The 24428-nt window shown below is 35.7% G+C and carries 20 protein-coding genes; 14 read left to right on the top strand and 6 right to left on the bottom strand.

The features are described from left to right. Positions 1 to 20: 20 nt before the first annotated feature. Positions 21 to 506: a GyrI-like domain-containing protein gene (locus ACWV26_RS17385; RefSeq protein ID WP_455895937.1), complete on the bottom strand. Its 486-nt coding sequence runs from the start codon at positions 504 to 506 to the stop codon at positions 21 to 23. Positions 507 to 614: 108 nt separating this feature from the next. Here ACWV26_RS17385 and ACWV26_RS17380 point away from each other — a divergent pair, with 108 nt between their 5' ends. Then, entirely contained in the window at positions 615 to 1574 is a 960-nt protein-coding gene (locus tag ACWV26_RS17380) for a helix-turn-helix transcriptional regulator (protein WP_455895936.1), read from the top strand. A gap of 120 nt (positions 1575 to 1694) precedes the next feature. Then, positions 1695 to 2261, top strand: a complete 567-nt coding sequence (locus ACWV26_RS17375; protein ID WP_455895935.1) for a DUF4256 domain-containing protein — start codon at positions 1695 to 1697, stop codon at positions 2259 to 2261. 169 nt (positions 2262 to 2430) lie between these two features. Here ACWV26_RS17375 and ACWV26_RS17370 read toward each other — a convergent pair whose 3' ends face one another. After that, on the bottom strand, positions 2431 to 3333 hold the full coding sequence (locus ACWV26_RS17370) for a TIGR01777 family oxidoreductase (RefSeq protein ID WP_455895934.1): 903 nt from the start codon (positions 3331 to 3333) through the stop codon (positions 2431 to 2433). A gap of 290 nt (positions 3334 to 3623) precedes the next feature. Between ACWV26_RS17370 and ACWV26_RS17365 the strand changes: the two genes are divergently transcribed. From ACWV26_RS17365 to glsA, 4 genes are all read left to right on the top strand, one after another. Beyond that, positions 3624 to 4934 (top strand): hypothetical protein, encoded by a 1311-nt coding sequence (locus ACWV26_RS17365; RefSeq protein WP_455895933.1) that lies wholly within the window; start codon positions 3624 to 3626, stop codon positions 4932 to 4934. A 218-nt stretch (positions 4935 to 5152) separates the two neighbouring features. Further along, the gene (locus ACWV26_RS17360; protein ID WP_455895932.1) at positions 5153 to 6385 is read left to right on the top strand and encodes an MFS transporter; all 1233 of its coding nucleotides are present in this window, start codon (positions 5153 to 5155) and stop codon (positions 6383 to 6385) included. Then, positions 6369 to 7781 (top strand): amidohydrolase, encoded by a 1413-nt coding sequence (locus ACWV26_RS17355; protein WP_455895931.1) that lies wholly within the window; start codon positions 6369 to 6371, stop codon positions 7779 to 7781. The genes ACWV26_RS17360 and ACWV26_RS17355 overlap by 17 nt, the downstream gene beginning before the upstream one ends. A gap of 123 nt (positions 7782 to 7904) precedes the next feature. After that, positions 7905 to 8864 (top strand): glutaminase A, encoded by a 960-nt coding sequence (glsA, locus tag ACWV26_RS17350; RefSeq protein WP_455898290.1) that lies wholly within the window; start codon positions 7905 to 7907, stop codon positions 8862 to 8864. 150 nt (positions 8865 to 9014) lie between these two features. On the opposite strand, the gene ACWV26_RS17345 is transcribed toward glsA, so the two are convergent. After that, the gene (locus tag ACWV26_RS17345) at positions 9015 to 9587 is read right to left on the bottom strand and encodes a uracil-DNA glycosylase (protein WP_455895930.1); all 573 of its coding nucleotides are present in this window, start codon (positions 9585 to 9587) and stop codon (positions 9015 to 9017) included. Positions 9588 to 9678: 91 nt separating this feature from the next. Next, a complete protein-coding gene (locus ACWV26_RS17340) occupies positions 9679 to 11439 on the bottom strand; it encodes a V4R domain-containing protein (RefSeq protein ID WP_455895929.1) in 1761 nt (586 codons plus the stop codon). Between the two features lie 161 nt (positions 11440 to 11600). On the opposite strand from ACWV26_RS17340, the gene ACWV26_RS17335 reads away from it, so the two are divergent. The 3 genes from ACWV26_RS17335 to ACWV26_RS17325 are packed head-to-tail and all read left to right on the top strand — an operon-like array spanning position 11601 to position 14650. Then, positions 11601 to 12464 carry an alpha/beta fold hydrolase gene (locus ACWV26_RS17335; protein ID WP_455895928.1) on the top strand — a complete coding sequence of 288 codons (864 nt, stop codon included), beginning with the start codon at positions 11601 to 11603 and terminating at the stop codon, positions 12462 to 12464. Positions 12465 to 12475: 11 nt separating this feature from the next. Next, positions 12476 to 13639: an acyl-CoA dehydrogenase family protein gene (locus ACWV26_RS17330; protein ID WP_455895927.1), complete on the top strand. Its 1164-nt coding sequence runs from the start codon at positions 12476 to 12478 to the stop codon at positions 13637 to 13639. A gap of 12 nt (positions 13640 to 13651) precedes the next feature. After that, a complete protein-coding gene (locus ACWV26_RS17325) occupies positions 13652 to 14650 on the top strand; it encodes a VOC family protein (protein WP_455895926.1) in 999 nt (332 codons plus the stop codon). A gap of 186 nt (positions 14651 to 14836) precedes the next feature. Here ACWV26_RS17325 and ACWV26_RS17320 read toward each other — a convergent pair whose 3' ends face one another. Beyond that, the gene (locus tag ACWV26_RS17320) at positions 14837 to 15112 is read right to left on the bottom strand and encodes a transporter (RefSeq protein ID WP_455895925.1); all 276 of its coding nucleotides are present in this window, start codon (positions 15110 to 15112) and stop codon (positions 14837 to 14839) included. 189 nt (positions 15113 to 15301) lie between these two features. Continuing rightward, positions 15302 to 15526, bottom strand: coding sequence for a DUF1540 domain-containing protein (locus tag ACWV26_RS17315; protein ID WP_455895924.1), 225 nt, complete (start codon positions 15524 to 15526; stop codon positions 15302 to 15304). A gap of 265 nt (positions 15527 to 15791) precedes the next feature. Between ACWV26_RS17315 and ACWV26_RS17310 the strand changes: the two genes are divergently transcribed. The 5 genes from ACWV26_RS17310 (at position 15792) to ACWV26_RS17290 (ending at position 24340) form a co-directional block, all read left to right on the top strand. After that, positions 15792 to 17291, top strand: a complete 1500-nt coding sequence (locus ACWV26_RS17310) for an MDR family MFS transporter (protein ID WP_455895923.1) — start codon at positions 15792 to 15794, stop codon at positions 17289 to 17291. A gap of 204 nt (positions 17292 to 17495) precedes the next feature. After that, positions 17496 to 17882, top strand: a complete 387-nt coding sequence (locus ACWV26_RS17305) for an SET domain-containing protein (protein WP_455895922.1) — start codon at positions 17496 to 17498, stop codon at positions 17880 to 17882. 168 nt (positions 17883 to 18050) lie between these two features. Then, positions 18051 to 18320: a hypothetical protein gene (locus ACWV26_RS17300; protein WP_455895921.1), complete on the top strand. Its 270-nt coding sequence runs from the start codon at positions 18051 to 18053 to the stop codon at positions 18318 to 18320. Positions 18321 to 18736: 416 nt separating this feature from the next. Beyond that, the gene (locus tag ACWV26_RS17295; protein WP_455895920.1) at positions 18737 to 21100 is read left to right on the top strand and encodes a bifunctional YncE family protein/alkaline phosphatase family protein; all 2364 of its coding nucleotides are present in this window, start codon (positions 18737 to 18739) and stop codon (positions 21098 to 21100) included. 117 nt (positions 21101 to 21217) lie between these two features. Further along, on the top strand, positions 21218 to 24340 hold the full coding sequence (locus ACWV26_RS17290) for an efflux RND transporter permease subunit (RefSeq protein ID WP_455895919.1): 3123 nt from the start codon (positions 21218 to 21220) through the stop codon (positions 24338 to 24340). The last annotated feature ends 88 nt before the right edge of the window (positions 24341 to 24428 follow it).

The raw sequence follows: 24428 nt of genomic DNA, 5'->3' as shown, positions 1-24428 counted from the left end.
TTCATTCCTCCTTATATATATTATTTCTTCACAACGGGAATCCACATCTCACCGAAAACTAAGCCGTTTCGTTGTCCCATTTCAACTGAAGTATTTGGACCACCAACATAAGCAAAATCCTTCACTTCTGGTAGAACTTGACCAAAGGCAATGCCGGCAAGTCTATTACTTAATTCTTCAGAAGTTTTCGCTTCTCCTTTTACAACTAGGTAGTGGCCTTTTGGAAATTGGATTACTCTTGAATCTTCTTCTTCTGGTACTGTTTCATCTGTCATGACGCCTGCATAATGCATCATTTTGTTGTTTACTGCTTCGTTCACGGCAAAAATGTAGTCATTTGTGGCAATGGATTTTAATTTATCAAGTCGTCCATCTTGGCTTACGGCTTGCCAAAAGTCTGCCTTTTCTTTGCTTAAACCAGCGAAGTCTGTGTAATGACTCTTAAGCTCAGTTCCTAAACCAAAAACGATAAAACTGTCTTTTTCTTCTAGTGTGTAATCTGCCATATTTAATACCTTCCTCTTTTTAGATTAATCAAATGACTTGTCCTCATCACCTGATGGATTTATGATAACGTTAAATCATGTCAAAAAATGATACTGTTAGGAGTCCATATGAAAAAAGTTGAACGGATTAATATCATCATGCGGTATATCAACAACCGCTCGCGTTTTACAATTACTGAAATCATGCAAGAATTTAACATATCTCGATCCACCGCGATTCGCGATATCCGAGAAATTGAGTCTATGGGTATGCCGCTCGTCTCTGAAGTTGGAAGAGATGGGGGTTATTTTGTCATGCACAATTCTGTCTTGCCAGTTGTTCGCTTTACTGATAATGAGGTCAAAGCTCTATTCATTGCTTTTATGGCCACAAGAAATCAACAACTTCCTTATCTAAAAAGCCGTCAGTCTTTAGCTGAAAAGCTGCTTGGACTAATATCAGAGAATCAGCAAGAGACTCTCGTTCTACTAAACCAAATCTTGCTTTTTGAAGGGACCAATCCACATAATCCTGATCTACTTGAGCTTACAGATCTTCCGCATCCCATGTTAGAAAAACTGATCCAAATCCTTCTTTCGGATCGCTATTTAATGATTAGCATAAAAGAAGAGAAGATAACCATGTCTTATCCAATTTATCTGTTGCACCTTTATAATGAAAAAGGGATTTGGTTAATTGAGGGATTTGACTTAAATAAAGAAAAGAAGAAAATCTTTCCTGTTGATCAACTTGTCAATGTCAAACCCTACGAATCGAAAATAAGAGTAAGTAAGAAAAAGATAGAAGAAAAGCTAAGTACACAGAAAGAAGTAATTAATCTTGTCCTAGAACTTGGCCCAAATGCGATTGCCCAGTTTAAAAAATACCATCCTTTAAAAATTTCAATTTCCTATATGAATCCTTACCAAACCACTGCTATACTTAAGACTTTTATCAATGTAAGTATGCCCGAAGAATTGACTGAAATAACAAATTGGCTATTATTTCTAGGTGAGGATATTAAAATCAGGGAAATTCCAGAAGTAGTGGTAGAAGGTTTACAAGGGAGAATAAGTTTATACTGTTAGTAAATTGTGGCAGAAGTGTAAAAGGAAAACCTTTTTCCTTAAAAGAACTTACTGTTACAGTAAGGAGTCAGTTTGGCTTTCTGATATAGTAGTTCTATACATAAAAGAGGAGGCTTTAGGATGGAAAATAAAAAAAGAACATTAACAACAGAACAATATGAAAAAATACTCGAAATATTGAAAGCACGTTTTGAAGCAAATATGAATCGCCATAAAGAACTTGAATGGGCAAATATACAAGCAAAGCTAGAAGCGAATACTGAAAAACTGTGGTCGCTTCATGCGATGGAAGATACCGATGGTGAACCGGATGTGGTTGATTATGATCAGGAGAAGGATGAATACGTATTTTACGACTGTTCTGCTGAAAGTCCTAAAGGTCGCAGAAATGTTTGTTACGATCGCCAAGCATTGGAATCAAGAAAAAAATATAAACCAGAAAATAGCGCTATGGATATGGCTGCTGACATGGGGATTGAGATTTTATCGGAAGAACAATATCGAGAGCTGCAGGAACTTGGAAATTTTGATACAAAATCATCAAGTTGGGTGATAACACCTGATAATATTCGAAAACTAGGTGGAGCTATCTTTTGTGATCGTCGCTATGACACGGTCTTTGTGTACCATAATGGAGCAGAATCCTACTATGCTGCCAGGGGGTTCCGTGGTTCACTAAGGGTTTAATTTTGTTGTAATAGGTTTTTCTTCAAATATCCTTGTTGTTTCGTATGAGATTTATGTAGTATCGCATTAGGAATAAAGAAAAAAGAACTATTTTCTTTTTATCAAAAAGAAATAGTTCTTTTCTAAATTTTAAATAATCAAGAATACGAGTTCTTAACTAATTTTTCCTCTAGCGATCTAACAAATCTTCCAAAGCTAAATCGAGTTTTGGATATAAAAACTCAAATCCTTCCTTTGTTAGCACTTTCGGTATCACTTTTTGTCCTTCGAGAACAAGTTTACTTTTTTGTCCGAGCAACAATTTCATGGCAAATGATGGTACAGGAAACCAATGTGGACGTTTTAATACTGAACCAATTGTTTTTCCGAAATCTCTCATTCTCAAGGGGGAAGGAGAGGTTACATTAACTGGTCCAGATAGATGATCATTTTTAATAGCAAATGATATGACTCTGACAACATCTGAGACGTGAACCCATGACACCCATTGTTCACCAGAACCAACCGTCCCGCCCACGAATAATTTATAGGGCAGAGTCATTAGTGGGAGAGCACCAGCTTCACCACCAAGTACAACTCCGAATCTCGTAAAAACAGTGCGTACACCATACTTTTCCGCTTTTTTTGCTTTCGATTCCCAATCATACACAGTCCTACCCAGAAAGTCGTTTGCTATATCTTTTGACTCTTCTGTATAGACAACATCATTTGATACAGGATAAATGCCGATTGCACTGGCATTGATTAATACAGAAGGCTTTTGAGGCAATGTATCAATAATCCTTATTAACTCATCAGTTGCTACCATTCGACTGTTATAGATTTGCTTTTGATGGTTTTCATTCCATCTACCAGCATTGATTGAAACACCTGCTAAGTTAATAAATGCATCAACATTTTCTAATTTCTTCTCTGGATTTGCCCCTTCTTTAAGCCACACTACATACGATACTCTCGTTGATGAAATCTTTTCTTTCCTTGTAAGGATTACAACCTCATGACCTTCCGCTACTAAAAGGTCAGTTAATTTCTTTCCAATAAATCCTGAACCACCTGCTATTACTATTTTCATCTTCTCACCCCTGTTGAAAAAAATAATGAAACAGTCTGTTGTTCTTATCCTACATCTTAACAAATATTCCTGATAAACTTTAAAAAATGAGCTTAATATTCTCGTGCGATATAATAGCCCTACGGTAACCATTAATCTCAAGCTATCCCGTTTGTTTTTTTCACTTTACGAGAATATAGGAAGGGAAACATGCTATTCGGAAAGACTAAAAGAAACGAACAGTGTTTAGCTTCCTATTCTTGTTATAATAAAGATAGTTTGTTGAAAATAGAGGAAAGTGAGAATTACGTATGTATAAGGTTGGTATTGTAGGACCCGCTCGTTCTGTTGAAAGAATTTTATACTATGCAAATAAGTTTGAGACAAATCTATCCTTTGCCGGATATTCTTATAATCTTGTAGATGAAACAACAGATATTTTGAATAAGTATCATAGTGATGTTGACTTTTGGTTATTTTCAGGTTTGATGCCGTATCAAATAGCCAAACAATCCAAATACTTTTCGAAAAATCAAATGGAGTATATCTTTTATGCAGGGGATAGTTTCCGCCGAGGTCTTTTAGAAGTAAGTTATGAAATTGGAAAATTGGCAAGAAGAGCTAGTATGGATATATTAAGTACTATTGAAAACAATGATTCCTTTGATGGTGTTGAAGGTTTAACTAAAATTCTGGATCACTTGTATGTAAAACGTTTTACGGCTAAGACTTCTACTGATGAAATTATTGCTTATCATGAAGAACTTTGGAATAAACAAGAAATTGATGTAGTCATTACAGTTTATCCTATAGTAGAAGAAAAGCTGAAAGAAAAAGGAATTCCTGTCCATTGGATAGGTCCCTCTAAACAAGATATTTTCCATGCACTGCAGTTATTTAGCGAAAAAATCCAAACGTCTTATTATAAGGAAACACAAACGACTGCATTAGTTGTGCAAATCAAAAATTTCAATTCTATCAAAATGGCGCACGAGAATGGCTATGCCATCCACTTTTTACAGTTAACTTTAAAAAAAATAATATTACTACTTTGCGAGAAAATTGATGGTTATTTAATAGAGGAAGGCAATGGTCACTTTGTCATATTAAGCTCACGCGGAATTGTTGAACGAAATAGGGATGCCATATCAGAAATGGTTGATCGATTATCTGTTGAGACAGATGAGGCGGTTGTTGTCGGAATTGGCCATGCGCAAACAGTATATTATGCAGAAAGTAATGCGCATCATGCAATGCTTGATATGCTTGAAAAGAGTACGAATGGTATTGTTGTCATGCAGGAAGATGGAACAATCACTGAAATGGCTCAAGCGTCACCTGAATTTACTTATCAAAGCCGTGTTCAAGATATGAAAATGATTGATACACTAGAACAGACTTCCGTCAGTGTGAGGATGTTTACAAAAATAGAAGCAATCTTGCATGAGTTGAAAATAGACGCATTTAGTGCGAAGGTTTTAGCAAAAGAGTTAAGCATGACAGAACGATACGCACAGCGAATTATTTCCGAATTAGTGAAAGTTAATTTAATAGAATATTGCGGGGAGGATAACCGAAAAACCAGAGGACGACCTGCTAAATTATATAAATTAAAGGAATAATTAACTGAATAATAAACCTAAGGTATTTATACATTTCTGTATTTTCAGGTATGTATAAATACCTTTTTATGTAAAATATATGGAATTTTAGATATATTAATTGAAAGTTTCCTACAGTCTAAAGTTTCTAAAAACTATTGCAAATTTGTGAACTCTTAATATATAATTTACGAAGTATTAACGAAATGTTCGTTAAATGAGCAAAGGGGAGGCTTATTATGACAGAAAAATTATTAGCAAAAAAAGTTCGCAATACATTAGTTGGCTTGTTGTTTTTAGGTTGGGCATTAGGTAACCTAGACCGCTATGTCATCAACTATGCAATTGTTGATATCGGTAAGGATCTATCTTTAACTAGTACCGAAACGGGTTTAATTTTAAGTACCTTTTTCTTGGGATATGCCATCATGCAAATACCAGGGGGAATTTTAGCAGATAAATTTGGCGCAAAGCGGATTTTATTGCTTGCAGTTATTGCGTGGTCAATCTTTACAGGCTTTACAGCTATTGCTTGGACATTAAGTGTTATGTTAGTTGTTCGTTTCTTATTTGGGATTGGGGAAGGTGGATTCCAACCATCAGCTTCAAAAGTAATCGCAACATCATTCCCCGTGAATGAGCGAAGTAAGGTTATGTCAATTATGCTTACTTCTTCAGGGATTATGGGGATGTTAGTACCGATTATTTCTGCTGCACTGTTAATGACAATTGGTTGGCGAGCATTCTTTGTCATTGCAGCGTCATTAGGTGCTATTATTGGATTCCTATATTGGAAGTATGTACCGAAGGATAAAGTAGCCGACCAATCGGTAGAGGCACCTGAAATAAAAGGAATATTAAGAAAATTATTAAAAATGCCATTTATGTGGAGTTTAGTTATCTGCTACTTTACGATTTACGCGGTGAACTGGGGATTGAATACATGGTTACCAACTTATTTAACCAAAGTAAGAGGACTTAATTTGGTTTCTATCGGATGGTTACAAATGATTCCGGGTTTAATTATTATCATTACTATGCTTTTAAGTGGTTATATCATTGATAAACTAGATTTAAACATAAATCGAATCATCGGTGCTTTTTGTGCATTCTTTGTAGCAATATTCTTATTTTTAATGTTCGATGCAAAATCTATTGGTTTATTTATCACTTATCAATGTGTTGTTTCAATGTTATTAACTTATGTCATGTTGCTATTACCATCATTTATATTGAAGAAGATTCCTGGAGAATATGCTGGGACAGCTATGGGGATAGCAAACACGGGTGGTCAATTGGCAGGATTTGTAACGCCAACATTAATCGGTTTTATGGTAGATGCATTTGATGGTTCATATAATGCAGCCGTATGGATGTTAGTTGCATTTTCAATTATTTGTATCATATCTGTTTTATCAATTTCTTTAAATAAAAAAACATCAGAGGAGGCCCCTTATGAGTACAATGCATGATACATCATTTGACGTAACAAGTTTTATTCAAGAAAAAAAGGAAACATTTACAACAATCAGCGGGAAAATTTGGGCAAACCCTGAATTAGCTTTTACAGAAAAATATGCTGTTTCCGTAATGGAAGAAGCATTACTAGCAGAAGGATTTCAAGTTAAAAAAAATGTAGCGAATCTTGAAACAGCAATCATGGGTTGCTTCGGTAACGGGCCAACTGTTATAGCATTTCTAGGTGAATATGACGCCTTACCACTTTTGAGTCAAGAAAGTGGTAAGGCAGAGTATTGTCCTATTGAACTAAATGGCAATGGTCATGGTTGTGGGCACAATATGCTTGGTACGGGTGCTTTTGCTGCAGCAGTTGCGGCAAAAGAATATGTTGAGAAAACAAATGCTCCATACACTATTCGCTTTTATGGATGTCCGGCAGAAGAAAAAGGATCAGGTAAAGCGTATATGGCGGAAGCTGGCTTGTTTGATGATGTAGATATGGCGATTACATGGCATCCTCAAACAGTTAACAAAGCAGTAAATATGACAACACTTGCAAATTATGCCGCAACGTTTAAATTTACAGGTAAAAGTGCTCATGCAGCTGCAGCTCCTCATCTAGGACGAAGCGCATTAGATGCGGTAGAGTTGATGAATGTTGGTGTGAACTATTTACGTGAACATATTATTCAAGAGGCACGTGTCCATTATGCAATGTTGAATAGTGGCGGTACTGCCCCAAATGTAGTGCAACCATATGCTGAAGTTGCTTATTTAATTCGTGCACCAAAGAAAAAACAAGTAATAGAGATCTATAAACGAATTCAAAAAATTGCACAAGGCGCGGCTTTAATGACAGAAACATCGGTTGAAGAAGGGTTCGATGGAGCAGCATCTGATTTAATACCGAATATGACACTAGCAAAAGTGATGGAAAAACAATTTGACGAGGCTCCTGCTCTTCAATTTAGTGAAGAGGATTATACTTTTGCAGAGCAAATTTATCAATCATTGGATGATGAAAGTAAAGATACCGCTCTTGTGTTGATTCCAGCTGAACAAAAGGAATTGCTTGGGGACAAGCGTTTGAGCAATCTGGTATTACCATTATCAGAAGAACCAGCGATTATGTATGGTTCAACTGATGTGGGTGATGTAAGCTGGAAAACACCAACAGTACAATGTACAACAGCTAGCTTGGTACTTGGAACGCCATTACACACATGGCAAGTAGTAGCTGTAGGCAATACTTCAATTGGTCATAGGGGAATGCTTTATGCAGCAGATATTATGGCTAGAACTGCGATTGTTTGTATGGAAAATCCAAGCATCATTGAAGAAGCGAAAAATGAATTAAAAACACGCTTAAATGGTGAAGAGTACGTTTCACTTATTCCAAATAAATAAAGAAATAAAAAAATAAATAAATAAATGAAATGTTAAAGAGATGTTCTCTAAAGTAGGACATCTCTTTCTTGACCATAAAGAGAGGGAAAAGAGATGTTAGAGCAAATTACTAATGGAGAAACAATGTTAGAGCAAATTACTAATGGAGAAACAATGTTAGAGCAAATTGCGAATGAAGCGAAAAGATATACAAGTGAAGGAAAACCGGCATCCTATATTCCAGCGCTTTCACTACAATCTGTCAATCAATTTGCTACATGTCTAATAGACGAACATGGTAACTACTTTGAGACTGGAGATACAGATACAATTTTTACACTGCAAAGTATTTCAAAAGTGATTAATTTTATGGTGGCCTGTGAATTTCATGGTTTGCAATTTGTTCTGGATAAGGTCGATTTAGAGCCTACAGGTGATCCTTTTAATTCAATTGTTCGTTTAGAAAGCTCTAAACCGGGAAAACCATTTAATCCAATGATAAATGCAGGCGCGATTACTGTTGCTTCAATGTTGCCAGGGGAAACAGCTAAGGATCGAGTAACATATGTTGTGGACTTTTTAAATCGCATTACAGGTAGTAGACATCAAGTAAATGAAGCGGTATACCATTCTGAAATGGAAACAAGTTACAGGAACCGTGCAATTGCTTACTATTTAAAAGAAAATAATTATTTACTCTGTGATGTCGAACAAGCATTAGAGACTTATATTTGTTTATGCGCACTAGAAGTATCAACAAAAGATCTTGCCAAAATAGGACTGATGCTTGCGGGGAACGGGGTATATTCATTAACAAATGAAAAGTTCATCACACGTCGCACAGCAAAAGTCACAAAAGCACTAATGACAACTTGTGGACTTTATAATGCCTCAGGAAAATATGCAGCCTCTATCGGAATTCCGATGAAAAGTGGTGTATCTGGTGGGATTTTGAGCACAGTACCCTATGGTTTAGTGGAACATCTTGAAGGTAAATTAGGAATTGGCGTCTTTAGTCCGGCAATTGATGAAGTCGGGAATAGCGTCGCTGGCATGAAATTTATTGAGAGTCTTTCAAAGAAATATGATTTGAGTATTTTTTAGGAGTCTTTTTATAGGCGAGAGAGAAAAACGGTCAATTAGAAATTGGCCGTTTTTGAATAGCGTTAAATACAAATTAGTTTCATTAATGTAAATTTCTAAGTTATTACTGCAATCGGTAAAGAGAATTAGAGTGAAATTCATATAAATACTTTAACTTTTCGACTGGAAATAATGTTCCGCCACAAGCTTCCAATCTTCTACAAACATTTTCCATAGATTCGGACGACGTCTTACAGCTAATGGATGATAGGCAACGGTTGTTTGGAAACCCTGTACCTCATGAAATTTACCCCGGAGTGATTTTACATCTGTTTTTGAATCTTGGAAGAATGATTGTACGGCAACATTTCCAAGACAAACAATAAAATCCGGTTTTGTAATCTGTAACTGTTGGTGTAGATGCTGTATGCAGATTTCTCTCGTTTTCTCTTTATCATAAGCTCGTTTAGGTTTTCTCTTAAGTACATAGGTAACGTATAAGTCATCCACTTTTAATCCTACTTCACTTGAAGCCTTTTGCAGTGTTTGTCTTGTTCCGCAGACAAAAGGAGTGTTCTCCTTATCTTCACGTGCTCCAGGATTGTCCAATAGAATCATAATGGGGGCTTTAGGATTTCCTTCACCCCAGACCATTCGAGAGCCTTGTTGAATAAGACCGCACTCGCTACAATCAATGAGATTTTCCGGTGTCTTGTCTTCTGGCCATAAACAATAATCTGGCAAATTGCTTTCCTCCTAAATAGTATTTTTTCTGGTTACTCCATTGTTTATGTTGTGCAGGCCTGATAATTTCATGAATTTTGCGGAGGAGAGTTCACGTAAAATTAATTTCTCCAATTATATTCAAACATTCAAGAAGTAAAAACAAATAAGATGTAGTTGCAGAGTCTTTTAAGTCTTTTCCAATAATAGCTTCAATTTTTCTTAGTCGATATTGTAAACCACCTAGGGATAAGGAGAGATCTTTCATCGTTTTTTCTAGTTTTCCCGAATTTCTTAAGTAGATAAAAAGAGTATAGAGTAATTCTTTTGATTTTGTATTAGTGAGTAATTCTCCTAATTCTTTTTGTGCAAGATTAATGATATCGTCGCTATTCATTTTTTGCAGGATAGCGCCCAATAAGCCTAAATCTGAGAAGCTTAAAAGTATATCTCCTCTAGGGACATTCATTGCTTGTTCAGCTTGAATGATGGATTCATCAAAATCTTCTAAGCGGTTAAATTTATTACTTATACCAACTGAAAAATTAAAATGGTTATATCGAGTACATAATTCCTTAAGTATGTTATCTATTTTTCTTTTAAAAATTGAATAATCGTTTATTGAATAAATAAAGACGATGATATGTTCTACTCTTTGAGTTACTAATCCATGTATATTGTATAGTTGTAATAACCTAGAAATTTGTAAAACGATATTATAAATATCTACTGAAATATCTGTTGCCTTTTTTGATTTATATTTAATTGCTAGTGTGATAAAGTCGTTTGTTATATGAGGATTAATGAACTGTGCCTGATTTACAAGTTCTGTATTATTCTTAAATTGTTTATTGATTAACCGATCCAAAAATGAAATCTTTAGACGTTCTGCTGTTTCAAATTTCACTTTATCATTAAGAAAATAAAGAGTAGATACAGAAACAAGCCTTTCTAAAAATAGATAATCATTAGAGTCAATTTCGTTCGTACAATATAAAAATGAACATGTTGCAAATAATTGATTTTCTATATAAATGGGTGAAGTTAAAATATGGTAATTATCTATTTTTAATCTCGTCGTTTTCGTACATTTTTTAACATTTAGTGGATGAGAACGAACGTGTTTTAAAGCGGTTTCATTTAACCCCGCGTATACCGTTAATTTTCCGAGTTGATTGGAGATAAAAACAGGAACATTTAGTATAGAATACGCGGAATGTATTATTTGTTGGATATTGTTCTGATTAATAACGGATTCTGTTAGTTCACCATGATATTTTGTCACTTTATTGAGTAAGTTATGTTTCTCCAGTAATTTATCATAAGTATCTTCAAGTTCGTTTAAAATCGTTTGGTTATTAAATTCTACTCCTTCATTCATCCACTCTTTTTTCGTTTTCACTTGAAAGGAACAATGTTGATCTCCTTTTGATCTACAAGTAATTTCTTTAACAAGTATTTCCTCCCTAAATGCATGTGATAAAATGCCACTTGCAAAACCACTTAAGGTGTAACAAGAGCATTCAGAGGCTTTCCCTAAAAAGTTTAGGTGTATCTCTACTTCAAAAGAATCATGCCAAATTCCAAAACCACTTTGCAGATTTAAATTTCTCTTTTCATCGATATAATTTATTTTATTATCATATGTAATGGCTGATATATGCCCTAAATTAATATGTTCCTTTATTAAATCATCCATTGTAAAGTTTTCTTTTTGTAAACTCGTTTCTCGTGATCCTCCTAATTCTTTTCCAAATTGGAATAAGATTTTTTTCGCTCGATCAACCCCCATATTTTCAATCAACGTCTTTCTTAGTAATCCAAAGGACTGAGATGTAATAACAATTTCAGAAGCCATATTGGTAGATTTCATCTATAAGTCTCCTATATGAATAGTTATTTTTAATAAAGTACGTAATTGTACAATTATAATAATTGAAATTTTCTGAATTTACAATTAAAAGAGATATAATAATCCATCTTTTGATTTTATATGATAGTTTTAGCGTTAAAAACGAATTGGAGGGGAAATCAATGGTATCTTATGAAATTAAAAAAATTCAGACTGGTGACTTTCAGACAGTTTATTGCGAAGCTGGAGCGAATAATTCAGAGGTGATCTTTTTCTTACACGGATCAGGACCTGGAGCAACAGGTGAATCAAATTGGAAAGCAGCATTACAAATCTTAGGGGAGAAATATCATGTTTTTGCACCGGATCTAGTTGGATTTGGAAATACTGAAATCCCTGAAAATACGAATCTAACATTCTGGCAATGGACAACTTTACGTGTGCAACAGGTTTTGAAGATTATGGACCATCATAAGATAGAAAAAGTAAATCTAGTAGGTAATTCTATGGGAGGAATTATTTCTCTAAACGCGCTGATGCAAGCCCCAAATCGATTTAATAGAGTGGTTCTAATGGGCAGTGGAGGAGGAGCTACAAGTGGGCCAACTCCAGAAATAGTACGAATGACAGGCTTCTTTAAAAATCCAACTATTGAAGATTTCCGTAATTTAATTACTTGGTTTTTGTATGACGAAAGTGTCTTGGAAGATAAATTAGAAGAAATTATTCAAAATCGATATAAAGTGATTATGCGACCTGAAGTTCAAAAGCTTTATCCAACATTGTTCTCGCCGAATCCGTTTGAATTACTAATTCCTCCAAGTGCCTTAAAAAGAATAAAGCAGCAAGTGCTACTCATTCATGGGTATGAGGATCAATTCGTGCCAAAAGAAAGTAGTTTGAGTCTAATGGAGTATATTCCTAATGCGGAGTTGGTTCTATTAAAACAATGTGGGCATTGGGTACAAATTGAACAAGAAGAGCGTTTTATTCAATTAGTTGATCAATTTCTTGATACAAAAAGTGCATCAGTATCATTAATCTAGGGGGTAGCTATATGACGGTTATTATAAAAGATGAGAAAATCCATAACAAACTGATGAAAAGTGCAAAGCGTATTGGTATTGCCGCAGAGAAAGAGGCTTTAGAAGCTGATAAAAATGCCTCGATTTCACAAAATGTTGTCAATATTCTTATGAAAGAAGAAATTCATCGTTTACTTTTGCCGAAAGTCTATGGTCATCCACAAATTGATTTTAAAACGTATACCGATTTTATCCAAAAGGTGGGTTATTATAATTTATCCGCAGCTTGGTTAACTTATTTTTATTCATTGCACAATTCCTGGACTACGCTTCTTCCAAAACATCGGATGGATGAGATTGTAGGTGACGGCGGTCTATTGGCCGATATTTTTGCTACAGTCGGTAAAGTTGAACAGGTAGAAGGTGGATATGTATTATCCGGTAAATGGAATTTTGTAAGCGGTATCAATTATGCAACTTGGGTTTCGTTAGGCGCAACCCACCAATTTGAAGGAGAACCAATGCCGAGCCCTATAGGATTATGTGTAAGAGCTTCCGAGTTACAAGTTATCAAAAATTGGGATTCAATTGGGTTACGAGGCAGTGGTAGTAATACGGTTATCGCAGATAAACTATTTGTTCCGAATGATATGGTTTTCCGCTTTCCAGAAGCAATCGATGGTACGGCGTTTAATACATCTGTTGATCAAGACTATTTATATAAACGTGCTCCATTTTTCCCTGCATTTTTTGTTGGTTTCCCGGCAATGGCATTAGGGGGAGCAGAGAGAGTATTAGTTGAATTTAAAGAAAGAACAAAGAAACGAGTACGACTTGATGGTTCAAATGAAGGTGAGTCTCCAAAGAGCCAAAGGGTACTTGCGGAACTAACGTTGAAGCACAAGGCGGCAAAAGGTTTAATGAATGAATACAATCACATGTTGGAAAGTGGAAGAGACGCTCACCATCCAGCAGAATTCAATGCAATCCGAGTAAAAATTGTTCATGATTGTATGGAAATTGCTTCAAAGGCAACGACAACACTTGGTGCAACTGCATTGCTAAAAGGAAGTCCGCTTGAAATGATTACAAGAGATTTAACGGCTATTTGCGCTCATATAACATCTTTATATGAAGACGGAATTAGCAATTATGGCAAGGTCTTATTTGATGTACCAACATTTTGTTTAGGATAAGGGGGAGATAAAATGGAAAAGTTCAACTATTTACCGGAGATTGCTAAATTAGGTCATGTGGCTTTGGTTTCAACAGATTTAGAGAAATCACTATGGTTCTTTAAAGAGGTAGTAGGTTTAGAAGAAACAGAAGAAGTAGAAGGCGTACATTATTTGCGTGCTTGGGGTGATTTTGAACATCATACGTTATCTTTAACAGCTGGTCCAGAATCACGAGTTGATCATATTGCCTTTAAAGCGAAAAGACGTGAAGATGTAGATAATTTTGCAGTATTGTTAAAAGATGCTGGGGTAGAAGTATTAAAAGTAGAAGCTGGAGTTGAAAAAGGACAAGGAGAAGCCATTCGCTTCCAGCTACCAAGCGGACATAATTTTGAAATCTATTTTGATATGGAAAAGACAAAAGCGAATGCTGAGCGTAAAGCCGCATTAAAAAATCAAACATATAAAGCATGGAGAAAAGGCATTTCGCCAAGACGAATTGACCATGTGAATATAGGGACAAATGGTGACCCAAATATTGTCATCAACTTTTTGGCTGAAAAGCTTGGATTCAAGATTCGTGAGTATATAAAAGCGCCAACCGATGGAATGCTTGGAGCATGGATGAGTGTAACACCATTAGTACATGATATTGCGGTCATGGGAGATCCAACATTTAGTACTCCGCATGAACTTCATCACCTTGCCTATTGGTCAGATAATGCGCAAGACATTTTAAGAGCTGCCGATATTTTATCTGAAAATGGCATTAAATTTATCGGACCTGGAAAACATGGAATTTCTCAAGCTTTATATGTATATGTTTTAGATCCTGGTAGTGGAGTTCGTTTAGAGTTATTCTCGAATGGTTATTTAATCTTCGAACCAGATTGGGAGCCAATAGAATGGACATTAGAAGAAATGGAATTAGGGTATACTTACTGGGGTGAGCAAGCAGGAGTAAATCCAGAAGATATAGAATTAACGATTAATGCTGGGCCAGCGAAAATTACTGTGGCAAATGATTAAGGGATAAGAATTTCTTTGAATCCAAAATTAGTAGTGAATAGGATTTATCACGAGGCACGCAAATGGCATGTGAAGTTGTTTTAAAACATGTTGCTGATGAGCAAATTCTTTTCATAGGAAAAGTTATAGATAATCATTTGAAATAAAAAATCCTTGTGGTTTTTCACCGCGAGGATTTTTTGGTTATTAATAAAGGGTAGGAGTAGGAGTACAGGCAACAGCGTCTATGAATCTTGGATCAATTCCGTAGAATACCCAGAAGGCGCCATTCCACCTATATCCCGTTATTTCTCCATATTCTACACGAGTTGGGTAAAACCAGAATTGTTCCCCAGTTATAAGCCATACATAAGTGTTTTCATATAGACAGTCGATGATATAGGATACAGATGGTTTTGGTGGTATGAAAGTTGGAGGAGGATATTGTGGTTGCATTGAACCTCCTGGTTGGAAAAATCCCATTTTGAGTTCACTCCTTTTCATTATATCCCCACATTATATGTGGAGACGAATCAAAATGATTATGAACTGGTCAATATGTAATAACATACTTCTTATACTTTAAAAACTAATTAAAAATTTAAAAGCAAAAAGACAGCTCCAATGTCCACTTTTGAGCTGTCTTTTTTGTGAGTCATTTTCGTAAAATGTTTAAGAAGAAAACTTAGACTTTTGTTTAAAAGTTTTACAGCATGTCTCGCCGGAGTGGTCTGCTTCTTCTTTACGATCTCTCATGTCAAAATCCTGAGAAAATTCCTCTTTACCATATTTTGATTGATAATCCATGTCTACTGTTATTTTACTGGCTCCACATATATTGCCTTTTGCATGGAAAAAACAATTAGATACTGTGCAGTTAACTTCTACGTTTGGCATAATACTCCTCCTGAAAGTTAGATTCTAGAAAGAAATAATCTAATATTTTTACGATAATTTGCTCTCATCTAAAATGAAATCTGTCCCACTGGTATTTTTTGCAGAAAGGAAAAAATTATAACTGAAAAATAAAAAGTGTTTATCGTTATCGACCGTAATAAAATTAGTGAAATAAGTGGGGATTTTTACAATGAATAGGTATGATATTCAATATAACCATGATAAACTGAAGCGAATTAATTTTATACGACATTGGGGGTACAAAATGAAGAGAGAAACAAAGGTCATGCCTGTTATGTCTGCACTCATGTTAGGGATATTTATTGCATCGCTTGATAACACTATTGTTGCAACAAGTATGGGGTCCATCATTGGTGATTTAGGCGGTATGGATAAATATGTATGGGTGACTTCTGCTTATCTGGTAGCAGAGATGGCGGGTATGCCGATATTCGGTAAGTTATCGGATATGTATGGTCGAAAGAAGTTTTTTATTTTTGGATTATTTGTATTCCTTATCGGTTCCATACTTTGCGGAACAGCACAGACGATGATTCAATTATGTATTTTCCGTGCTATCCAAGGGATTGGTGGTAGTGCTCTAATGCCGATTGCTTTCACGATCATTTGGGACGTATTGCCAGCTGAAGCGCGTGGCAAAATGAGTGGACTATTTGGCGCTGTTTTTGGCCTTTCTAGTATCGTAGGTCCATTGTTAGGTTCGTTCATCACAGATCATTTCCATTGGCGTTGGATTTTCTACATAAACGTTCCAATTGGTTTAATTGCTTTAGGATTAATTGTTTTCTTTTACAATGAATCAACCATACACACTCGTCAAATTATTGACTGGGCAGGGGCAATATTCCTTGTTGCTTTTTCTGTTCTACTCATGTTTGGGCTTGAGTTAGGTGGGGATACGTATGCTTGGAGTTCATGGCAAATTATTTCATTATTTGTCTTCGCAATTGTATGCTTTGTGATCTTTCTATTCGTCGAAAAATATGCAAAAGACCCTATTTTACCTTTTGCCTTATTTAAGGAAAGGCTTTATTCAAGTAGTGTTTTAACAGGGATGTTCTATGGAGCAACATTTATGGTTTCTACTATTTATATCCCTCTTTATATTCAAGGGGTGACAGGTGGTAGTGCTACCAATTCCGGTCTGTTATTATTGCCGATGATGGTGACTTCAAGTGTCGCAGCCGCTTTAGGCGGTAATTTTGCCAATAAATTTAGCTATAAATCGATTATGATATTTTCAAGTATTGTTTTAGCGATTGGTACGATTTTACTTGGTACATTAGATCCTACAACTCCGCGCTATCTGTTAACCATTTATATGATGATTATCGGTCTAGGTGTTGGTCCCTCATTCTCAATTTTGGGGATGTCATCTATTCAAAAAGCGTTGCCGCAACAGCGAGGCATTGCTAGTTCAACAAGTAATTTCTTACGTTCTTTAGGAATGACGCTTGGTGTAACGATTTTTGGGGTAATTCAAAAAAATAGTTTTTTATCTGAAATTCCTGAAGCATTTAAAAAAAATGCTGCGGGCAATGACAGCCGTGCTCTATTATCTCCGGAGTTACGTGCACATATACCGGCAGATATTTTAAAACAAATTACAAATGCACTTTCAAGCTCACTGACAACAACCTTTTTATGGACGCTTGTACCACTGGCAATTGCGTTTTTATGTATATTGTTCATGGGAAAAGAAAAACTATCAGATGCGAAGATGCATCAGAGTGAGAATAATTAACGATTTCAGAGCTTTGAAAATTTCTAAACGAACATCTTTTGATGTTCGTTTTTTTTATTCATCCTATAAATAGTTATGATAAGTATTTGACAATTACACATATTAAATAAAAATTCGAGAGCCACAAAAAAATAAAAAGAGCTATATGGTCAAATTAATGGTACAGTTAGTAAATAATATTTTAAAAGTGAGTAGGCGAACAATATGATCGAAGTTAAAACATCTCCAATAAGTGGTGGAGAATTCAATAGAGGAGTATTTGCTACCTGTGATATAAAAAAAGGTGCACTTATACACGAAGCACCTGTTATTTCTTATCCAAATGAACAACATCAATATATAGAACAAACGTTACTTGCTGATTATGCATTTGAGTATGGGATTAACCATACTGCTATCCTTCTTGGTTATGGAATGTTGTTTAACCATTCATATGAGCCAAATGCAACATATGAAATTAATTTTGATAATCACACATTTGACTTCTATGCTTATACAGATATAAAAGCAGGAGATGAGATTTTTATCAATTATAATGGTGATGTTGAGAACAATGATCCGCTTTGGTTTCAAGAGGATTATAAAGGGTAGTAATGATTACAGAAAAAATCCACTAGATTAATCGAAAAAAAAAACAGACTTAATTTTTTGTTTTCTTAATTGCTGAATGAATATAGGATATACTATAAGAGTCCTTTATTTTTTGCAGAAATGAGTAGGAACTAAAATTTAATAGTAAGTTTTTATTGGAGGATTATGATGAATTACAAAGTTATGAACAAACAAGTATTTGAACAGGCACAACTCCGTTCGGTTTCAGACGTTTCATTCACTGACGAAGAACTTCAAAACGGTATGTTATTAGCTGCTTCTAAGGCAGATGAATCCCTTACTTTATATTTAGTAGATATAGACGGTCAAAAGAAATTTGATGTACGTTGGGATGATTCATCAGAGATTTTCAACGGTTGGTATTCAGCTTGGGATAATTTTTGTTGGTGCCTAAATGTAGTAGACAGTTCAAAATAATCATTTAGATAAAAAACGAAAGCGAAACTATTTTGCTTTCGTTTTTTATTTTTTTTGCTAATCTCACTGCGTTATTTATGCTCAGAACTATCTCTTATTTATTTTTCACTTTTTATATTAATTCTTTGTCAAAGTCTTTTTCACTATTCCTCTGCGCATCTAATCGTCTTTATGGCATTGCCTCTTTATACCCACCATTTCAGAATCAAAAAAAAATATTCCTAAATTCCTGTTAGATGAATTTTATAAAAGGACCATTATCACATTTCTAAAAATATCTATTCTTTTTTTGTAAAAAAATGATAATTATACTCCAATTTTCTTAATTTTTAATTTACTAATCATTAACTGTCCCTTTACAAGGTAGGAGTATGCTAGTTTTTGGAAGAAGACTAAATGGTAAAGGTGGTATATTGATGAAACGTAGTAAGTTTATTGCAGCGGCATCGCTTGCGACAGTTATTCTTGGATCAACTACTGGTTATGCAGCGTACCCTAATTTTGTCGGACCAAAAGAAAATGGAACGGCTGTAACGCCACATGGTTGGACGGTTACTCCAACTGGGGATCAAATAACACTTGGAGATTTCCCTATGGGGTCAGCAATAAGTCCTGATCATCGTTATCTTATTGTTTCGAATAATGGACAAGGGGAGCAATCTTTGCAAGTTGTGGATATTAAAAGTCAAAAGGTTATCCAAACTCTTCCTTACAAATCGCCAGAAGCTCTTTATTTTGGTGTTGCTTTCTCACCAGATGGAAAAACAGTATATGCATCTGCGGGGGGCAACAACAAAGTTCGAGTTTTGGGATTTGAAAATGGAATGCTAACTGAAAAAGCTTCTATTAAACTTACATCTGAAAACAATACAAACTTCTATCCCGCTGGAATTTCAATTTCTAAGGATGGAAAATCACTATTTGTTGCAAATAATTTAAACCACTCGATTTCAAAAATAGACCTTGCTACAAATCAAATCGTAAAAACAACACCTGTTGGTAAACACCCATATGCTGCGGTTATGAGCAATGATGGAAGCTCTCTTTATGTCAGCAACTGGGGTGAAAGTAGCATTAGTGTTTTAGATCCTGATACGTTAGCAATCAAAAACACGATTTCAGTAGGTCTCCACCCGAACGCCATTATTGAAGATCCAAAAAGCAAAAAAATCTATGTATCCAATACAGACAGTGATTCTATTTCCGTAGTGGATACAAAGTTACAAAAAGCAGTCAAAACAATCTCAGTAAATCCAAATAAAAATGGTCTTACAGGTAGTCAGCCAAATGCTTTAAGTTTAAGCGCAGATGGTAAAACATTATATGTGGCTAATGGAGGAAATAATGATGTGACTGTTGTTGACCTGAAATCAGGTAAAGTGAAAGGTTTGATTCCTACTGCTTGGTATCCAAGTGGAATCTTTGTAGAAAATAACAAACTATTGGTACTAAATGGTAAAGGGTTGGGTGCTGGTCCGAATAAAGAAGGTCAATATATTGGAAGTATGATCAAAGGAACAATGTCCTTTATCAATATACCAAATGAAAATCAATTGAAAAAATATACGAAAAAAGTAGAAAAGAATAATGAAGTTTATAAACCAACTAGATACAGTGCAAGTAAAAAATTCCCGATTCCTCGTTTTGAAGGACAAGAGTCACCTATCAAGCATGTCATCTATGTAATAAAAGAAAATCGTACGTATGACCAAGTATTTGGGGATATGGAAAAGGGAAATGGCGACCCAAGTTTAACGACTTTTGGTGAGAAAATTACGCCAAATATTCATAAGCTAGCTGATCAATTCGTTCTATTAGATAATTTCTATGCTAACGCTGAAATCAGTGCCCAAGGTCATAACTGGTCAACAGCCGCTCAAGCAAACGATTATGTAGAGAAAAACTGGTTTGCCAATTACTCAGGCCGTAACCGTTCATATGACTTCGAAGGAGGAAATGAAGCCGCTTATCCAAAAGCAGGATTCTTATGGACTAATGCTGCTCGATCAGGTGTATCCTTCCGTAGCTATGGTGAATTCACGGAATTTGATAAAAACACTGGAAAATATGTTGCTTCTGAAGCTAGTTTAGGAAATAACTTTGATCCTGACTTCCCTTCATATAATCTTAAAATTTCCGATCTTACTCGCTATGATGCGTGGAAAGAAGAATTTGATCAATATGTAGAGAATGGCAATCTTCCTCAACTGCAAATTGTTCGTCTGCCTAATGACCACACGCTTGGTACTAAAAAGGGAGAACTAACTCCACAAGCGATGGTGGCTCAAAATGATTATGCAGTAGGGAAGCTAGTGGATGCAGTAAGTAATTCTCCATATTGGAAAGAAACAGCTATTTTTGTGACAGAAGATGATGCACAAAACGGCTGGGATTCCGTGGATGCCCACCGTACAACATCGCTTGTGATCAGTCCATACACACAAACAGGAAAAGTGGACAGCACACTTTATGATACAACATCCATGCTTCGTACGATGGAAATGATCTTAGGCATGAAGCCAATGACACAATATGATGCTTCAGCTGTACCAATGATCAATACTTTCGACGCAAAACCTAACTTTAAGTCGTTCAAAGTAGAAGACCCAACATATCCACTTGATCGAAAGAATGGGGATAACGCACCGATGGCAGCGGAATCTGCAAAACTTGATTTCACTGGAGTTGACCATGCTGATCCAGAAAAGTTAAATAAAATTCTATGGAAAGCAACAAAAGGAGATAAACCATATCCAGGTGAAAAAAGTTCAACTAAATAAGAAAATGGTGCGCCATCTACTTTGAGAAAATAGATAGCATATTAAATGTGTGGCCAGTCAATTTAGGCCACACTTTCTTTTATAGGAAAATAATATTTTAAAGGAAGGTTTTCATTAATGATCCGAATAATTGAGGGAACAATGAAACGCTCGGTTTTGATTTTAACGATGGTTGTTCTTATTTTAGCGTGGGGTGCAATGTCCGCGATTCAAATGCAACGAGACTACCTACCACCTATTAACAACACGGCACTCATGGTATCTATTCAGGCAGATCAATATCAAGCTGACCAAGTAAAACAAATGATCACATCTAAAGTAGAAGAAGCTGCCGGATCCATTGATAAGTTGAATTACATAGAGTCTAATTCATTTGATGGAGGTTATATGGCAAGCCTTTATTTCCCTAACCATACGAATATGGAAAAGGCAGAAAACGATGTATTGGCTGCAATTGAAAAAATGAAGTGGCCTGAGGGTGTGAAGATGCCTCAGATTACACGTGTCAGTACAAACTCATTTCCTGTCATGCGTTTAAGTTTGACTAGTGGAAATCATTCTATTGATGAAAATCAGTTGCGAACTTCACTTCAAGAAAAAGTAGTAAATGACATTAAACATGTTCCTGGTGTAAGGGAAGTTCGTGTCACAGGAGCAGGAAAAGATGGATACATATTAACATTGAATCAAGCGGCTCTAAATAAATATGGCATAACGATAAAGGATGTTCAAAATGCCATTTTATCTTTTCAACCAGAACTGTCACAAGGAACAATCCAAGCGACAGGAGGGCCAGAGGGAAAATTAACAATGCCACTCCGAGTAAAAGATTGGCCCATCACTAGCTCTGAATTAAAAAATATCAAAATCCCGGTAAAGGACGGTGGCTCTGTAAGTTTGCAAGAGATTGCAAAAATGGATCAAAATATCGTGGACTTACAAACTATTTCTAGAACGGGCGGACAGCCGAGCGTTATTCTGGATGTGCTAAAAACACCTTCTTCTAATATTACGGATGTAACCAAAAGGATCAATGAAAGAATTAAAAACAATTCAGAAATACAATCAGGAGCTATTAAGCTTTCTGTGTTATCGGACCAAGGACATGAAATAAATAATGCATTAAGGGGGTTAATAAGAGAAGGATTATTGGGAATGATTTTCTCGATTGTTTGTGTATTATTTTTCTTCCGAAATGTTCGTTCGACGATTATCATTGCATTGTCATTGCCAATTTGTTTACTTGCTACAACCGCCATACTTCGTGCAATGGATGTTAGTTTAAACATCTTAACCATTTCTGGGTTAATTGTGGCGATGGGGCGTGTTGTTGATGATTCCATCGTGGTTATTGACAATATGTATCGGAAGCTTATGAAAGAAACGGACGGTCATGTAACCAAACGGCAACTAGCGGAAGGGGTCGTTGAAATGATTCCAGCAATCGCTTCTTCCACCGCAACCACAGTGGCAGTGTTTATTCCTATTTCACTAATTGGTGGCATGATTAGCTCGGCTTTTTCAGGATTTGCATGGTCTGTTGTGATTGCCCTTGTGACGTCACTTGCTGTTTCAATTTTTGTTGTGCCAACATTGGCCTATAGCATGTGGAGAAATAAGCCATTGTCTTCACCAATTGAACTGGAAACAAAAGCACAAAGTACCTTAAAAAAAATATTTGTGAGAAAAAAGCCAATCGCGATGCTTGCTGTTGTTCTATTGGCAGTTACTGTAGCTAGAGCTTTCTTTATCCCATTAAACTTTTTACCAAGTGGTAATGTAAAAGATGTGGCCATTCAAGTTGAACTACCTGAGCAAGCCAGACTCGCTGATGTTGACGCAGAAGTGAAAAATATTGAAACTATCTTAAAGGATATTCCAGAGGTAAAAACCTATTCTTCTACACTCGGCTCATCATTTACACCAATGTTCGATGATGTCTTTGATGAAGGTGGGGGCTGGATGCAAAAGCAAAATGTTGCCAATATCTCAGTTGGAGTCAAGGATCAAACGGATATTGATGCATTTGTTATAAAAATGCGTAAACAGCTTGGCTTACTGTCAACTACAGCAGTTTATACAGTTTCCAATCAAAACATTGCTGGAGATGATTCTAAGCTGAAAATCGTTTTATCTGGGGCAGACCAAAAAGAGCTTGCAACAGCCGCCGTTTTAGTGAGAAGTAAACTTCAAATGATACCAGGACTTAGTATTGAAGGAACGGCTAATGATGCTGATGCACCGATTAAACACTATCTTTCACTAGATGTTGAAAAAATACAAAGCTTAGGAATTAATATCAATGAAGTACTCAACCGAATTAACAGTCATTTGCCTCAAAAAGTTAGGATGGATGTAACCTCAAAAGATTTTAGCACGCCTGTTGAACTTCGTATAGATAAACAAGAAAGTCTAAATACGTTTGATCAATATCCTGAAAAAACTATTTTATCTAGAATAGGAAATGAAACATTTAAAACAAAGAATGGCTCAAAAGTATCTTTAGCTGAAATAGCTTCTATACAGACAAGTACCCAAACGATGATTAGTGAGCGAGATGGCAGTCCATTTGCCGCTGTAACAGGAAATATTATCACTAGAGACATTGGAAAGGTAACAAAACAAGTGGAAAATACGATGGAAAGTTTGGATTTACCAACAGGTGTTGACTATTCGATTGGAGGAATTTCTCAACAGGTTAAACAAATGGTTATGGAAATGAGTCTTGCTTTAGCGTTATCCCTTCTTCTTGTTCTTATGATTGTCAGTTCTGTATTTCGTGGCTGGCAAGCACCTATTGCTGTATTGGTTTGTATTCCCATGGCGCTTATTGGGTCAGTATGGAGTATGACAATTTTCCGATTAGAATGGAATTTAGCAGCATTAATCGGATTGTTAATGCTTACAGGGATTGCTGTCACAAACGGAATTGTTCTTGTCGATAAAATTGAAAGAAATCTTGCAGAAGGAATGGAAACGAAACAAGCCATTTTACTTGGAACAGCTAGCAGGGTAAGACCAATATTAATGACTGCAGGTACAACAATCTTAACATTACTACCATTAGCTCTCTCAAATAATGGGAATACACTAGTTTCTCAAACACTCGGTATTGTCGTAATTGGTGGTATGATTAGTTCCACTGTTATTTGCCTTGTGGTTATTCCGCTTTTCTATGCATGGTTACGTAGAAAAACAACAATAACCAAAAACAGGGTTGAGAATCAGAAAGTTGCTTAATCCTTAAAGTATGAGAAATAGAAGAAAATTAGCGAATTCCAAATTAATTTGGGATTCGCTTTTTTAGATGAATTTTGAAGCTTTTAAT

The sequence above is a fragment of the Rummeliibacillus sp. JY-2-4R genome (genome assembly GCF_053847205.1).
The sequence above is the reverse complement of the archived record's forward strand: the minus strand, read 5'-3'. Positions and strand labels throughout refer to the sequence as shown.